Source organism: Micropruina sonneratiae (genome assembly GCF_025972045.1).
GTDB classification, from domain to species: domain Bacteria; phylum Actinomycetota; class Actinomycetes; order Propionibacteriales; family Propionibacteriaceae; genus Micropruina; species Micropruina sonneratiae.
The window spans coordinates 499,915-514,632 of sequence record NZ_JAPDHX010000001.1; the positions used below are offsets into that span (position 1 = coordinate 499,915).

At 70.9% G+C, this 14,718-nt stretch carries 18 protein-coding genes; 9 read left to right on the forward strand and 9 right to left on the reverse strand.

Annotated elements, in window-relative coordinates:
* The first annotated feature begins 29 nt into the window (after window positions 1-29).
* Window positions 30-983 carry a methylenetetrahydrofolate reductase gene (locus tag OIE40_RS02435; RefSeq protein WP_264699570.1) on the forward strand — a complete coding sequence of 318 codons (954 nt, stop codon included), beginning with the start codon at window positions 30-32 and terminating at the stop codon, window positions 981-983.
* Here OIE40_RS02435 and OIE40_RS02440 read toward each other — a convergent pair.
* The 5 genes from OIE40_RS02440 to OIE40_RS02460 form a co-directional block, all read right to left on the reverse strand.
* Window positions 892-3,063, reverse strand: a complete 2,172-nt coding sequence (locus OIE40_RS02440; RefSeq protein ID WP_264699573.1) for a HelD family protein — start codon at window positions 3,061-3,063, stop codon at window positions 892-894. The two genes, OIE40_RS02435 and OIE40_RS02440, sit on opposite strands and share 92 nt — an antisense overlap.
* 99 nt (window positions 3,064-3,162) lie before the next feature.
* Window positions 3,163-3,624, reverse strand: coding sequence for an aminoacyl-tRNA deacylase (locus tag OIE40_RS02445; RefSeq protein ID WP_264699575.1), 462 nt, complete (start codon window positions 3,622-3,624; stop codon window positions 3,163-3,165).
* A gap of 73 nt (window positions 3,625-3,697) precedes the next feature.
* Window positions 3,698-4,327 (reverse strand): response regulator transcription factor, encoded by a 630-nt coding sequence (locus OIE40_RS02450; protein WP_264699577.1) that lies wholly within the window; start codon window positions 4,325-4,327, stop codon window positions 3,698-3,700.
* Entirely contained in the window at window positions 4,324-5,385 is a 1,062-nt protein-coding gene (locus tag OIE40_RS02455) for a sensor histidine kinase (RefSeq protein WP_264699579.1), read from the reverse strand. Before OIE40_RS02455 ends, OIE40_RS02450 begins: the two co-directional genes overlap by 4 nt.
* 336 nt (window positions 5,386-5,721) lie before the next feature.
* Window positions 5,722-6,213, reverse strand: coding sequence for a metallophosphoesterase family protein (locus OIE40_RS02460; RefSeq protein WP_264699580.1), 492 nt, complete (start codon window positions 6,211-6,213; stop codon window positions 5,722-5,724).
* A gap of 223 nt (window positions 6,214-6,436) precedes the next feature.
* On the opposite strand from OIE40_RS02460, the gene infA reads away from it, so the two are divergent.
* From infA to OIE40_RS02500, 8 genes are all read left to right on the forward strand, one after another.
* Window positions 6,437-6,658 carry a translation initiation factor IF-1 gene (infA, locus tag OIE40_RS02465; RefSeq protein WP_105186152.1) on the forward strand — a complete coding sequence of 74 codons (222 nt, stop codon included), beginning with the start codon at window positions 6,437-6,439 and terminating at the stop codon, window positions 6,656-6,658.
* Window positions 6,659-6,744: 86 nt separating this feature from the next.
* Window positions 6,745-6,858, forward strand: coding sequence for a 50S ribosomal protein L36 (gene rpmJ, locus OIE40_RS02470; protein WP_002514836.1), 114 nt, complete (start codon window positions 6,745-6,747; stop codon window positions 6,856-6,858).
* Between the two features lie 226 nt (window positions 6,859-7,084).
* Window positions 7,085-7,459: a 30S ribosomal protein S13 gene (gene rpsM, locus OIE40_RS02475; protein ID WP_105186151.1), complete on the forward strand. Its 375-nt coding sequence runs from the start codon at window positions 7,085-7,087 to the stop codon at window positions 7,457-7,459.
* 41 nt (window positions 7,460-7,500) lie between these two features.
* Window positions 7,501-7,917 (forward strand): 30S ribosomal protein S11, encoded by a 417-nt coding sequence (gene rpsK, locus OIE40_RS02480; RefSeq protein ID WP_264699773.1) that lies wholly within the window; start codon window positions 7,501-7,503, stop codon window positions 7,915-7,917.
* A gap of 29 nt (window positions 7,918-7,946) precedes the next feature.
* On the forward strand, window positions 7,947-8,552 hold the full coding sequence (rpsD, locus tag OIE40_RS02485; protein WP_264699775.1) for a 30S ribosomal protein S4: 606 nt from the start codon (window positions 7,947-7,949) through the stop codon (window positions 8,550-8,552).
* A gap of 144 nt (window positions 8,553-8,696) precedes the next feature.
* Entirely contained in the window at window positions 8,697-9,701 is a 1,005-nt protein-coding gene (locus tag OIE40_RS02490) for a DNA-directed RNA polymerase subunit alpha (RefSeq protein ID WP_264699777.1), read from the forward strand.
* Between the two features lie 23 nt (window positions 9,702-9,724).
* Window positions 9,725-10,297: a 50S ribosomal protein L17 gene (gene rplQ, locus OIE40_RS02495; protein ID WP_264699779.1), complete on the forward strand. Its 573-nt coding sequence runs from the start codon at window positions 9,725-9,727 to the stop codon at window positions 10,295-10,297.
* Window positions 10,298-10,522: 225 nt separating this feature from the next.
* Window positions 10,523-11,359 (forward strand): alpha/beta fold hydrolase, encoded by an 837-nt coding sequence (locus OIE40_RS02500; protein WP_264699781.1) that lies wholly within the window; start codon window positions 10,523-10,525, stop codon window positions 11,357-11,359.
* Window positions 11,360-11,362: 3 nt separating this feature from the next.
* On the opposite strand, the gene OIE40_RS02505 is transcribed toward OIE40_RS02500, so the two are convergent.
* The 4 genes from OIE40_RS02505 to OIE40_RS02520 form a co-directional block, all read right to left on the reverse strand.
* Complete coding sequence (locus OIE40_RS02505) at window positions 11,363-11,518, reverse strand: hypothetical protein (protein ID WP_264699783.1); 156 nt, start codon at window positions 11,516-11,518, stop codon at window positions 11,363-11,365.
* Between the two features lie 44 nt (window positions 11,519-11,562).
* Window positions 11,563-12,471, reverse strand: a complete 909-nt coding sequence (locus OIE40_RS02510) for an SDR family oxidoreductase (protein WP_319805192.1) — start codon at window positions 12,469-12,471, stop codon at window positions 11,563-11,565.
* Window positions 12,472-12,538: 67 nt separating this feature from the next.
* Window positions 12,539-13,483, reverse strand: a complete 945-nt coding sequence (locus tag OIE40_RS02515; protein WP_264699784.1) for an SDR family NAD(P)-dependent oxidoreductase — start codon at window positions 13,481-13,483, stop codon at window positions 12,539-12,541.
* Between the two features lie 43 nt (window positions 13,484-13,526).
* Window positions 13,527-14,711, reverse strand: coding sequence for a zinc-dependent alcohol dehydrogenase (locus tag OIE40_RS02520; RefSeq protein ID WP_264699786.1), 1,185 nt, complete (start codon window positions 14,709-14,711; stop codon window positions 13,527-13,529).
* Window positions 14,712-14,718 lie beyond the last annotated feature (7 nt).

A 14,718-nucleotide genomic window follows, 5' to 3' on the forward strand; every position in this document is an offset into this window, starting at 1 on the left:
GACGTCGCGCTCGCCTAGGGTGGGTCCTCGTGCCCGAGAACCCCAGCCCCGATCAGCAGGAGTACCTGCCGAGCATCGCCGAGCTGCTCGCCGACACCACCCGCCCCACCTTCAGCTTCGAGTTCTTCCCGCCTCCCGACGAGGCCGGCACCGATGTGCTCGCCCAGACGATCCTCGACCTGGACGCCGCCGGGCGCCCGGACTGGTTGTCGGTCACCTACGGCGCCTCGGGAGCGACCCGTGACCGGACGATCCGGGCGACCCGGTTCATCAAGACCCGCACCGAGGCGCAGACCATGGGCCACCTCACCTGCGCCAGCCAGTCGATCGACGAGCTGCTGGCCACGCTGGCCGGCTACGCCCAGGCCGATGTGCGCCATGTGCTGGCGATCCGCGGGGACATGCCGGGCGGTGCGACGGTGCCCTGGCGGCAGCACCCGCAGGGGCTGGCGAACGCGACCGAGCTGGTCCGGCTGATCGCCGACAACTTCGACTTCGGGATCGGGGTGGCCGCCTTCCCCGACCCGCATCCGCAGAACCGCGACGCCGACCTGGACGCGAGGCTGCTGCTGGCCAAGCAGGAGGCCGGGGCGAGCTTCGCCGTCACCCAGCTGTTCTTCGACGCCGACGCCTACTTCCGGCTGGTGGAGCGCAGCCGGGCGATCGGCTGCACGCTGCCGATCGTGGCGGGCATCCAGCCGGTGACGAACCTGGCCCAGATCGAACGCTTCGCCGGGTTGTCCGGCGCGGCCCTGCCCGAACCGGTGGTGGCGCGGCTGCACGCGGTCGGCGACGACCCGGCAGCGGTGCGCCGGGTCGGGGTCGAGATCGCCACCGAACTCAGCGCCGCCGTCCTGCGGGGCGGGGCGCCGGGGCTGCAGTTCTTCACCCTCAACCGGTCGCGGGCCACCGCAGCGATTCTCGCCAATCTCCGCCGGCTGGGGTTGGATCGACGGTCACCAGTCGCTGCGTCGGACGGGTGAGCGCCACGTAGAGCACCCGGACGCCGCCCGGCGACTCGGCCACGATGTCGTCGGGGGCGACCACGATCACCCCGTCGTACTCCAGGCCCTTGGCCTGCAGCGGGGACACCACGACCAGCCGGTCGGCGTCCAACCCGGCCAGGGCGTCGGTGACGGCCGCCAGTCGCGACGGCGGCGCGATGACACCCACCGAGCCCGGCAAATCGGCGAGCAACCGCCGCGCCTGCTCGTGCACCGTGGCCGCCACGGCGTCGGTCGCGAGCAGCAACGGCTCCACCCCGGTGCTGCGGACGGCTTCGGGCAGGTCGGCGTCCGGATAGGCGCGCTCGACCACCCGGGCGGCCAGCGCGAACACCTCGGCCGGCGAGCGGTAGTTGACGCTCAGCCGGAACCGCCGGCTGGGGGCGTGCCCGATCAACTCGGCCAGCGCCTGCTCCGATTCGGCCACGTCGGGCCAGCTGCTCTGTGCGGGGTCGCCGACGATCGTCCAGGACGCGTGGGCGCCGCGCCGCCGCAGCATCCGCCACTGCATCGGAGTGATGTCCTGCGCCTCGTCGATCAGCAGGTGGGCGAACTCGTCGTGGGCGTCCTCGTCGGGGTCGTCCACCACCTGCCGGGACAGCCGGTCGGCGGTGGTGACCAGTTCGGCGACCTCGCCGCCCTCGATGAAGACCGGATCCTCGGCGTCCGGTTCGGCGGGTATCGGGCCGAGCAGGTAGGCGAGTTCGTCCAGCAGCGCGATGTCGGCCACGGACCAGGTCTGCTGGGCGAACGAGGTGCTCAGCACCTGCTGCTCGGCGTCGTCGAGCAGGCCGACGCCGACCTGACGGGTGACCGCCGGGTCGTCGAGGCGGCGCAGCACCTCGGTGGGCGACAGGGCCGGCCACCAGGCGTTGACGAACATCCGCCACTGGGCGCTGGCGGTGATCAGGTCCTCGATCGCGTCGGCGTCCAGTTCGAGCTCGTCGGGAACCTGGGCGGTGAGCGCGGCCAGCAGCGCGCGTTCGGCGTGCTCACGGGCACGGTTCACCTTGTGCCTGGCCAGCACCTCGTCGCGGATCCGCCGCAGCTGGTCGGCGTCCAGCCCGACCGGCTCGCCCTTCACGGTGAGCAGCAGTCGGGCGCCCTCGGGGCCGGCGTCGACCAGGGGCAGGTCGACCAGGCGCTTGAGCAGCGGCGCCATCCGCAGCGAGCCCTTGATCGTGGCGGCGGTGGCGTCGTCGTTGCGGTCGGCCGAGAAGCCGAGAACGTCGGAGGCGACGGCGCCGATCGAGCGCAACGTGACCGAATCCTCGCCCAGCGACGGCAGCACCCGCTCGATGTAGTTCATGAACAGCGACGAGGGGCCGACCACCAGGATGCCGCCGCGTTCGAACCGACGCCGGTTGGAGTACAGCAGGTAGGCGGCGCGGTGCAGGGCCACCACGGTCTTGCCGGTGCCGGGGCCGCCGGAGATGACGGTGACGCCGTGGGCGTCGGCCCGGATCGCCTCGTCCTGCTCGGCCTGGATGGTGGCGACGATGTCGCGCATGTGCGGGCCGCGGGCACGCTGCAGGGCCGCCATCAGCGCACCCTCGCCGATGATCACCAGGTCGCCCGCCTCGGCGGCGTCCAGCAGGTCGTCCTCGATGCCGATCACCCGGTCGTTGCGGCAGCGCAGCACCCGGCGGCGGGTCACGTCCATCGGGTCGGTGGGGGTGGCCCGGTAGAACGGTTCGGCGGCACGCGCGCGCCAGTCGATCACCAGCGGCTCGTACTCCTCGTCGCGGACGCCGATCCGGCCGATGTAGCGGATGTCCCCGTCGGACAGGTCGAGCCGGCCGAAGACCAGGCCCTCGTGCTCGGCGTCCAGGGTGGCCAGCCGCTTGGCGGCCTGGAAGGCGAAGGCGTCCCGCTCGAACATCGCGGTGCCGTCCTCCTCGCGGGCCCAGGTGCCACGGTCGGAGGTGTAGATCGCGCGGCCGGCGTTGGCTGCGCGTCTGGCCGACGCGGCCGCCTTCGCCAGTTGGGCGTAGACGAGGTCCACATGGGCCTGTTCGACGGCGAGTTCGCGGTCGAGGGCCGAGGCGGGCTGGGTCAAGGAACCTCCTGCTTGCCGTTTTGCCAGCGTCCCACTCTACGCCCGGCGGCAAGGGGGTCACGGCATGCGCCACGCGACGGCCGGCCGGGAGGAGAGAGGTCAGCCGTTGACGATGGGTGCGACCACCGTCCGCACCGCCACCCGGGCGAAGGCCCCGGCGTCGAGTTCGAGGGTGGTCACGGGGTTGCCGCCGCCGCAGTACACGGTGCCCATGCCGGGCACGGACGCGTCCAGCAGCAGCGTGACCCCGGCGTCGGCGCAGACGGGACTCACGCCGCCCGGTTCCATCCCGAGGCCGGCGATGACGTCAGGCGGCGCGGGCCTCAGTTGCGAACGGGAGACGCCGAGAGCCCGGGCCAGGGCGCCGTAGCCGACCCGGGCCGGCCCGGGAACCCCGACCAGGGCGATGGTGCCGGCGGGTAGGACGAAGGCGAGGGTCTTCACCGAACGCGTCCAGTCCAGCCCGGTCACGTGCAGGTCGCCCTCACCCCGGATCGGTGGATGGGTGTGGACGCGGTAGGGCTCGCCGGCGGCGTCCAGGGTCTGCAGGACTTGGTTCACGACCGACATTGTGGCGGCACGATGCCGTCGCGCGAGCGCGGCCGGTCGTGGAGAGTCCGACGCGGTCGGTGTGTCATCCACCCGGGTTGGCCAGGCCCAGTTCCACCGCCGCCACGGCCAGCATGGTGCGGTTCGCGACACCGAGCTTCCGGCACAGTCCGGCCACGTGGTACTTGACCCCGTCGGCGCTCAGGTGGACCCGTCGGGCGATCTGGTCGTTGGTCATGCCCTGACTCACCAGTTCGATGACCGCCTGCTCGATCGCGCTGAGCGGTGGCGGCTCCGGTCGGGCGAGCCGGCTGCTGAATCGGGGCGACAGCACGGACAGTCCGGCGCGCGTGGCACGGATGGCGTCGGCGAGGGCCGCCACGGAGGCCTCCTTGTAGACCACACCGCTCGCCCCCGCGCGGAGCATGGCGGCCACGGAGAGCTCGTCGGCCAGGGACGTGAAGGCCAGCACCCTGGTGTGCGGATGGTGCGCGCGCAGCAGCGCGGTCAGCTCGGCGCCGCCCATCACCGGCATCGAGATGTCTGCCACCACCACCTGCGGGGGATGCGTCTTCAGCGCCGCCCAGGCGGCGTGGCCGTCGGCGTAGGTGCCGACGATCGCCAGGTCGTCGTGCTGGGTGAGCAGATCCTCGACGATGGTGCGCACCAGCACGTCGTCGTCGACGAACGCGACAGTGATCGGGCTGTCGCTCACAGCGGAAGGCTGATCCGGCAGATCCACTGCGTGCCCTCCTGTTCGGTGACCAGTTCGCCGCCCACCAGGGCGAGCCGCTCACGCAGGCCGTCCAGCCCGTAGCCGGCGCCGGTCGGCCGGCCGGCGACGTGGTTGATGAAGGCTGCGTCCAGCCGGTCGTCGGAGACGTTCACCATGATCGCGCACGGGGCGCCGGCGTCGGCGTGGCGTTCGATGTTGGCGCAGGCCTCGCCCACGACCGCGTCCACGATGGGGTGCAGGGCCGGCGGCACGGCGTCCAGATCGCCCTCAACGAACGTGCGAACCAGCAGCCCGTGGTCACGCAACGATTCCGTGGCCCGGGCGAGGCTCTGGCCCGTCGACGCGGTCGAGCCGAACGCGGTCGGCTCGGCCTCGCGCAGCAGGGCCATCAGCCAGCGCAGGTGGGTGGAGGCCTGGTGGATCTCGCGCAGCACCGCCTCGATCTCGGGCGACGGCTCGGCGGCGACAGCGGCCTGGCCCCGCAGCGAGGCCCGCACCAGGTCGCGCGCCACCGTGTCGTGCAGTTCCCGGGCCAGTGACAGCCGCTGCTGTTGCAACGCGGCGGTCTTCGCCTCGTCGAGCGCGGCCCGGTAGCGCATGAAGAGGTTGCCGACGCCCCACAACAGGCCGATGATCGCCGCCCAGGCCAGCAGCGCCAGCGGCAGCAGCGTCACGGATCCGGCGATGGTCCACGACCGGATCGCCAGGATGGTCCCGTAGGCGACCGTGAACTGCAGCCGCAGTCGTCGCTCGCCGCGCATGCCGGTGCCCAGGATGGGGATCAGGGCAGCGTACTCGCCCAGCGAGGGTCCGGCCGGCATGAACAGGATGAAGGTCAGCAGCACCCCGAGCGCGACGCCGGCGGCACGCGGCCACCGGACGGTGAGGGCCGCCGCCGCGCACGCCGCCAGATCGAGCGGAGCCGCGTTCCAGTCGTTGCGACTGACCGCGGCGACGACGACCAGTAGGGCCAGCGCCGACGCAAGGATGACATCGAACCGGCCGGCAAGCCACGGCGACGGCGGGGTGTTCGGCATCGTGCTCCATTCCTCCCGGTCACGGTAGCGAGGACGGCACGCGCCTCAGGGGTGTCCGGCCGGATCGGGCCAACCGCTACCCGATCGGGTAGTCGGGCCCGTGCCGGGATGCCCGTGCAGGTACACCCGCGCCGACGCCGAGAACGTCGCCGGGGGCGGTGGCCATCATCGAAGGGTGAGTAGGTCCGGCGGCGTCCGCGTGGTGAAGCTGCTCGTCGTCGGTGCGGCGTTCATCGGACTGGTCTGGGCCGTGGCCGGCCTGCGGGCCGCGACGGTCGAGTCGCCGTCCACGACTGCGGGGTGCCCGACCGACCGGTCCGCTCGATCGGACTGGCCTCAGGGCAACTCGTGGATGGTGGCAGCGACCAGGACGCCGTCGTCGATCACCAACTCGGCGAGCGTGCGGTGCGGCTGACGGCGCTTGTCGGTGGGCGAGCCCGGGTTGAGGATGCGCAGCCGGTCGTCGCCGGCGTCCAACGGAATGTGGGAGTGGCCGAAGACCACCAGGTCACAGGCGGGGAACCGGCGGTGCAGCCGTTGCAGCCTGCCCTGTTTCGCTCCGGCGTCGTGCACCATGCCCACCCGCACGCCGTCCAGCTCGAACTCGAGCGTCTCGGGGGCTCCCCAGGCCGCCACGTCCGGGCCGTCGTTGTTGCCCAGCACGACCTTCACCGGCGCGAAGGCGGCCAACTCGTCCAGCACGGCCGGCGTGCACACGTCGCCCGCGTGCAGGATCAGGTCGGCCCGCTCGGCGAAGCGAGCCACGGCCGGCGGGCACCTCTTCCAGAACCGCGGGGCGTGGGTGTCGGACAGGACCAGGACGCGCATCGCCCCAGTCTGGCGGGCCGGGGCGGCGGAGAGCCCGGCGTTCGCCGGGATGACGGGGCGCCGGGATGACGGAGCGCGGGGAGGACCGGGAAGGTAGGGAGGAGCGCCGGGATGACGGGGGCGGGTGGACCCCTCGCCGATTTGGGGGGCTGCTGTGCCTTGGACTAGACTCGACCTTCGGTCACCTGTGTCCACAGGTGCGTCCACGTCCAGATTGGGAGCAATGGCGAAGAAGGAAGGTGCCCTCGAGCTCGAGGGCCAGGTCGTAGAAGCACTGCCGAATGCGATGTTCCGGGTGGAGCTGGCCAACGGTCACAAGGTGCTGGCGACGATCAGCGGCAAGATGCGGCAGCACTACATCCGCATCCTTCCGGCCGACCGTGTCGTCGTCGAGCTGTCTCCCTACGATCTGACCCGCGGTCGCATCGTCTACCGGCACAAGTAACCCGCACATCCACCACCAGTTCCGGCGCCTCCCTCGCTGACCCGAGGGAAACCCTTGTCCGGGGCGACGAGTCAGAAAGTTGCTCGATGAAGGTTCAGCCGAGCGTCAAGAAGATCTGCGACAAGTGCAAGGTGATCCGCCGGCATGGTCGCGTGATGGTGATCTGCGACAACCCGCGGCACAAGCAGCGCCAGGGCTGACCTGGCCAGCGCCGTAACGGGCCGCAGCAACACCGGACGGGGCCGCACCCGTCCACCCGCCCCAGGGCGGACCAACAGAACAACGTGATCGCACCAACCGGAGCAATCCGGTTGCCACCCCCGGTCGGAGGCCGGGGCCCACGCCGAGGCGGCGAGGGGACGCATCACGCCAGACACCTCCGCGGACGGGGCAGAAACCCCTCCGACAACGAAAGGGAAACGCCTCATGGCACGCCTCATCGGGGTGGATCTTCCGCGCGAGAAGCGCCTGGAGATCGCACTCACCTACATCTTCGGCATCGGCCGTACCCGCGCCGCCGAAACCCTGGCCGCCACTGGCATCAGTGGCGACATCCGTGTCCACCAACTGACCGACGAGCAGCTCGTTGCGCTTCGTGATCACATCGAAGCGAACTACGAGACCGAGGGCGACCTGCGCCGCACCGTCGCCGCCGACATCCGGCGCAAGATCGAGATCGGCTCCTACCAGGGCCGTCGTCACCGCATGGGCCTGCCCGTGCGTGGTCAGCGCACCCGGACGAACGCCCGCACCCGCAAGGGGAAGAAGAAGGCGGTCGCCGGCAAGAAGAAGGCCCGCTGACGCGGCCCCTAGGCACGAGATACCAGGAGAACTGAGAACACATGGCTACTGCAGGCCGCACCAAGGCGCAGGCCGGGTCCAAGACCAAGCTGCGCCGCAAGGAGAAGAAGAACGTCACCGCCGGTCAGGCGCACATCAAGTCGACGTTCAACAACACCATCATCACGATCACCGATCCCACCGGTGGGGTGATCTCGTGGGCCTCCGCCGGCACCGTCGGCTTCAAGGGCTCGCGCAAGTCGACCCCGTTCGCCGCCCAGATGGCCGCCGAGGCCGCCGGACGCCGCGCCATGGAGCACGGCATGAAGCGCGTGGACGTCTTCGTCAAGGGTCCCGGCTCCGGCCGTGAGACCGCGATCCGTTCGCTGGGTGCCGTCGGGCTGGAGATCGGCCCGATCGCCGATGTCACCCCGGTGCCGCACAACGGCTGCCGTCCGCCCAAGCGCCGTCGCGTCTGAGCCCGAGCCGAAGAAAGAAGGACTGAACAATGGCCCGTTACACCGGACCCATCACCAAGAAGTCGCGCCGGCTCGGGACCGACCTGGTCGGCAACGACAAGGCGTTCGAGCGCCGCGCCTACCCGCCCGGCGTGCACGGCCGCGGCCGCACCAAGGAGAGCGAGTACCTGCTGCAGCTCCGCGAGAAGCAGAAGGCCCGCTACGCCTACGGCGTGCTCGAAAAGCAGTTCCGCCGCTACTACGAGGAAGCCAACCGGCTCGCCGGCAAGACCGGTGACAACCTGCTGATCATCCTCGAGTCCCGGCTCGACAACGTGATCTACCGCTCCGGCCTGGCCAACACCCGCCGGCAGGCCCGTCAGCTCGTCGTGCACGGCCACTTCCTGGTCAACGGCAAGAAGGTCAACATCCCGTCGTACCGGGTGGGCGCCTACGACATCATCGACATCGCGCCCAAGTCGCTGAACTCGCTGCCGTTCGTGATCGCCCGCGAGACCCACCACGAGCGCACGGTTCCGGCCTGGCTCACGGTGCGTCCGAACAAGGGCCGCATCCTGGTGCACCAGCTGCCGGTCCGCGACCAGATCACCATCGACGTCCAGGAACAGCTGATCGTCGAGCTCTACTCCAAGTGAGCCTTCCGGCGGCCCCCGAACCTCGGGGGCCGTCGGAGCGAGGACGCCGCGCCGCGGCGTCCTCATCCCCGTCCGGGGTGGCCCCGGGCGGGTTGACCAGGACTGCCTTCATATAGCGGTTGGCAGGAAAGGAAACACAACTACATGCTCATCGCACAGCGTCCGACCCTGACCGAAGAGGTCGTCGACGACCACCGCTCCCGCTTCGTCGTGGAGCCCCTCGAGCCCGGTGTGGGCTACACCCTCGGCAACTCGCTGCGCCGCACGCTGCTGTCGTCCATTCCGGGCGCGGCCGTGACCAGCATCAAGATCGAGGGCGTCAACCACGAGTTCTCCACCATCGAAGGCGTCGTCGAGGACGTGACCGAGGTCATCTTGAACCTCAAGGGCCTGGTGCTGTCCTCCGAGGAGGACGAGCCCGTCGTCATGTACCTGCGCAAGGCCGGCCCCGGTGAGGTCACCGCCGCCGATATCGCGCCGCCCGCCGGCGTCGAGGTGCACAACCCCGACCTGCACATCGCCACGCTGAACGACACCGGCAAGGTCGAGATGGAGCTGGTCGTCGAGCGCGGCCGCGGCTACGTCTCCGCCGTGCAGAACAAGAACATCGACGCCGAGATCGGCCGGATTCCGGTCGACTCGCTGTACAGCCCGGTGCTGAAGGTCACCTACAAGGTCGAGGCCACCCGCGTCGAGCAGCGCACCGACTTCAACCGGCTCACCCTGGACGTCGAGACCAAGTCCTCGATGACCCCGCGCGACGCCGTGGCGTCCGCCGGCAAGACCCTGGTGGAGCTGTTCGGCCTGGCCCGCGAGTTGAACGTCGACGCCGAGGGCGTCGAGATCGGCCCGTCCCCGGTGGACGAGCAGCTGGCCGCCGACCTGGCGCTGCCGGTGGAGGAGCTGAAGCTCACCATGCGCAGCTACAACTGCCTCAAGCGTGAGGGCATCCACACCGTGTCCGAGCTGGTGTCGCGCTCGGAGCAGGACCTGCTGGACATCCGGAACTTCGGTTCGAAGTCCATCGAAGAGGTCAAGCTGCGGCTGCACGAGATGGGCCTGTCGCTGAAGGACAGCTCGCCCGGCTTCGACCCGCTGGCCGCCCTCAACCGCTACAACGACGACGCCGATTTCGGCGACGAGTACTGATCCGCGAATAGGAGAACACCGAAATGCCCAAGCCAACCAAGGGCCCCCGGTTCGGGGGGTCCCCGGCCCACCAGCGGATCATCCTGGCGAACCTGGCCAGCCAGCTCTTCGAGCACGGCCGGATCACCACCACCGAGGCCAAGGCCAAGCGAGTCCAGCCGCTGGCCGAGCGGCTGATCGCCAAGGCCAAGCGGGGTGACCTGCACAACCGTCGCCAGGTGCTCTCGACGATCACCGACAAGGGCGTGGTGCACGTCCTGTTCACGGAGATCGCCCCGAAGCTGGCCGACCGCGACGGTGGCTACACCCGGATCACCAAGATCGGGCCGCGCAAGGGCGACAACGCCCCGATGGCCGTGATCGAGATCATCACCGAGACCGTCGAGGAGTCGCGGGCCAACAAGGCCAAGGCCAAGGGTGCCGCGACGTCCAAGAAGGCCGACAAGCCGGCCGCTCCGAAGCGGGCCAAGGCCGCCGCCGCGGCGTCCAGCCCGTCGTCGCCCTCGAGCCCGTCGGCGCCGTCGCCCGACGAGGCCCCGGAGGCCGCCGAGCAGACCGAGGCCCCCGAGGCCGCGGAGGATTCCGCGAAGGCCTGACCTTCCGCTCGACTGCCCGGTCCCCGTTGGGGCCGGGCAGTTGTGCGTCCGGAGCTCCTTGCCCGGCCCGGTGATTTCATCGGCACTGGATATACCGATCTTCGACCTCGATGCGCAATGAAACGTTTCGATGTCCTCCTGGGTCGATCGACGTCGAAAATCGGTATATCGGCAGGAGGGGAATCGGGTCGTCGACGGCTGGAACGGGTCGGCTAGCCTCGCCTGGTGACCGATCGATCCGAAGCTGTGGTGCTGGGCGACGGCGTCCGGTTGGCGACGACGACCCGGCCCGGACGCCCCGGCGCGCCGGACGTGGTGCTGCTGCACGGCGGTCCCGGGCTGTGGGACTACCTCGAGCCGCTGGCCGACCTGATCGGCGGCGAGGCCACCGTTCTTCGCTACGACCAGCGCGGCTGCGGGGCGTCGTCGGCGTCCGCCGAGCAGTCGATGGCCCGCAGCGTCGCCGACCTGGAGGAGCTGCGCGAGCACTGGGGGATGGAGTCGATGGTCGTGGTCGGGCACTCGTTCGGTGCGGCGCTGGCGCTGGCCTACGCGGCCGGCCACCCGCAGCGGGTCAGCGTGCTGGGGCACGTGTCGGGGGTGGGGATCGGTGATTGGCACACCCCGTTCGCGGCCGAGCGGGCTCGGCGCGGGGAGCCGTTCGCCGCCCGGCTCGCGGAACTGAAGGCGATCGCGAACCGGACGCCCGAGCAGGAGGTGGAGTGGCGGCGGCTGACCTGGGCCACCGACTACGCCGACGTCCGGTTCGGCTACACGGCGTCCGAACCGATGGCCCGGACGCCATACCCGATCAACCACATCGCCAACTCGGCGATCCGGTACGGCGACGCCGACCTGATCGGCTGGGCCGCCGCCACCACCTGCCCGGTGTACTTCATCCACGGCACGGCCGACCCGCGCCCGGCCGCCAACGCCATGCTGCTGGCCGACCGGACGCCGATCGCGCGCAAGCGGGCGGTTGAGGGCGCCGGGCATCTGCCCTGGGTGGAGCAGCCCGACCAGCTGCGTGAACTGTTGGTCGAACTGCTCCGAGCGGGCTGAGGCTCAGTCGGCCTTGGTCCGACCCTCCTTGCTGCGCTGCTTGTTGACGGTGCGGGCCGCGATCTCCTCGGCCCGGTCGTCGGAGCGGCCCTGCTCTTGCTCGCTGTCCTTGACGTGCTCGTACTGACGCTCGTCCTTGGCCGACCATTCCTTGGGCATGGTGCCCTCCTTCGGTGATTCTCGACGCGGCCAGGCCGATGGGGTCAGAAGACCGGTTTGCCGCCGGTTACCCCGACCACCGTCGCCGACACGTAGGACGCCTCGAGCGGGCTGGCCAGGAACACGAACGCGCCGGCCAGCTCCGAGGGCTGCCCGGCCCGCCCCAGCGGGGTGTCCGAACCGAACTTCGGCATGCTCTCGCCGGGCTTCGTGGCGGGCTGCAGCGGCGTCCAGATCGGTCCGGGGGCGACGGCGTTGACCCGGATGCCCTTCTCGCCGAGCTCGGCGGCCAAGTTGACGGTGAAGTTGTTGATCGCGGCCTTGGTCGAGGCGTAGTCGATCAGCGCGGTTGAGGGGTCGTAGGCCTGGATCGAGCTCACGTTGATGATGCTGGAGCCCGGCTTGAGGTACTGCAGCGCCTGCTGGGTGATCCAGAACATCGCGTACAGGTTGGTCTTGAACACCCGGTCGAGCTCGGGCGTGGTCAGGTCGGCCAGCCCGCTCTCGCGGCGCGCCCACTGGAAGCCCGCATTGTTGACCACGATGTCGAGGCCGCCGAGCTGGCCGGCGGCGTCGTCCACGACCTTGCGGGCGGTCGCCTCGTCGGTCAGGTCGCCGGGCAGCAGCACCGCCTTGGCGCCGGCCTTCTCGACCCACTGCGCGGTGTCCTCGGCGTCGGACTGCTCGTCGGCCAGATAGGAAAGGGCCACGTCGGCGCCCTCGCGGGCGAAGGCGATCGCCACGGCCCGGCCGATGCCCGAGTCTCCGCCGGTGATCAGGGCCTTGAGACCGGTCAACCGGTTACGGCCCACCCAGCCCTTCTCGCCGTGGTCGGGGACCGGTTCCATCGCCGAGGTCAAGCCGGGCGGCTGCTGCTCCTGCTCGGGGAAGCCGCCGTCGGAGCCGGCCAGCGCGGCAGCGGCACGATCGATCGCTTTGAGGTTCTCGCTCATCCGTCCACCCTGCCAGCCCGCTCCCCGGGTCACCACCCACTCCGGGGTGGTAGGGCCACCCACCGCCTCAGCGTTCGTTGTTCGCCTCGGACGCCGCGTCGCCGGCCGCCGTGAGCGTGTCCACCAGCGGGGACGCCAGATCGGCCCGGGCCCGTTCGCCGGGCACGGCCTCGGAGTTGCCGGTGGCGCCCGGCAGCAGCAGGCTGACCAGCTTCATCAGTCGGGTGGTGGTCGCCGGCGCCAGTCCGCGCAAGCGGGTGGCCAGCCAGGTCAGCGGTGTCAGGCTCACCCAGGGCCGGCCGGCCAGCACCCCGTCGACGATCCGGGTGGCGGCGCGGGCGGCGTCCATCGACAGCAGCGGCAGGGACGCCGCGGTGGCGAACCACGCGTACTCGCGCGGGGCGTCGCCGAAGAAGCGGGCCTGCACGTGCGAACCGGTCCGCATCAGCCCCGGCACGATCGTGGTCGCCGTCACGCCGGTGCCGGCCAGTTCGCCGGCCAGCCCGTCGGAGAAGCCGACCGCACCGAACTTGGCCGTCGCGTACGGCAGCAGGTGCGGCGGCGCGACCACCCCGCCGACCGACGCGACGGTGCCGACGCGGCCGCGACGGCGCTCCCGCATGCCCGGCAGCACCGCCCAGGCCAGGTTGATCGGGCCGTTAAGCATGGTGCCGATGGCGGCGTCGAAGTGTTCGAGGGTGGCGTCGGCCGCCGGCCCGACCTGGATGATCCCGGCGACGTGGATGGACACCTCGATCGGGCCCAGTTCGGCCTCGATCCTGTCGACGGCCCGCCGCAAGCCCTCGCGGTCGGTGACGTCTGCCACCTGGGCGGACGCCTCCGGACCCAGCCGGGCGACCGCCCGGTCGAGCTCGGCGGCGTCCCGGGCCAGTACGACGACGCGATGGTCGCGCTCGATCAGTCGCTCGGCGATCAGCAGGCCGAGTCCGCGCGATCCGCCGGCGACCACCGCGACCGGTTTCGGGGCGCCGTCAGCCTTCGAGCCGCTCACGGGGTCAGCACGACCTTCAGGCAGCCGTCAGCCTTCGAGCCGCTCACGGGGTCAGCACGACCTTCAGGCAGCCGTCAGCCTTCTGCTGGAACATCCGGTAGGCGTCCGGCGCCTCGCTCAGCGGCAGCCGGTGCGTCGCCAGGGTTTCCAGCCCCAACTCGTCGCCGTCGCGCAGCGCCAGGTCGAGCAGCTCGTCGGTCCACCGGCGCACGTGGCACTGGCCCATCCGCAGGGTGAGGCCCTTGTCGAACAGGGTCATCATCGGCAGTGGGTCGGCCATGCCGCCGTAGACCCCCGAGATCGACACCGTGCCGCCGCGTCGGACGCCCTCGAAGGCCAGCTGCAGCGCCGCCAGCCGGTCGATGCCGACCCTTTCGATGGCGGCCTTGGCGAGGGGTTTCGGCAGTCGGGCGGCGGCGCCGACGATCGTCTCGGCGACCGGACTGCCGTGCGCCTCCATGCCGACGGCCTCCAGCACGGCGTCCGGCCCGCGGCCGTCGGTGAGGTCGCGCAGCGCCGCCGCGGCGTCGTCGGTGGCGCTCAGGTCGAGGGTCTCGGCGCCGGAGTCCCGGGCCGCCGCGAGCCGCTCGGGCACCAGGTCGACCCCGATCACCCGGCCGACGCCCTGGTGCCGGGCGGCGCGCACGGCCAACTGGCCGACCGGGCCCAGGCCGAGCACCGCCAGGGTGTCGTCGGGGCCGACATCGGCGTAGGCGAGGCCCTGCCAGGCCGTCGGCAGGATGTCGGACAGGTACAGGAAACGCTCGTCGGGCAGGTCGCCGGGCAGTTTCACCGGGCCGAAGTCGGCGTGCGGGACGCGGACGTATTCGGCCTGCCCGCCCGGCACGGCGCCGTACAGGCTGGTGTAGCCGAACAGGCTCGCGCCCTTGCCCTGCTCGGTGTTCTGGGTGGTCTCGCACTGGGCGAACAGCCCGCGCGCACACATCCAACAGTGTCCGCACGAGATGTTGAACGGCACCACCACGCGGTCGCCGACGGCCAGGTTGCCGACCTCGTCGCCGACCTGTTCGACGATCCCCATGAACTCGTGGCCGAGAATGTCACCCTTGGTCAGGAAGGGGGCCAGCACCCCGTACAGGTGCAGGTCCGAGCCGCAGATCGCTGTCGAGGTGACTCGAATCACCGCGTCCGTGGGCTGTTCGATCACCGGATCGGGGACCTCATCGATGCGGACGTCCTCGGGGCCGTGCCAGGTGAGTGCCTTCATGCTGTGA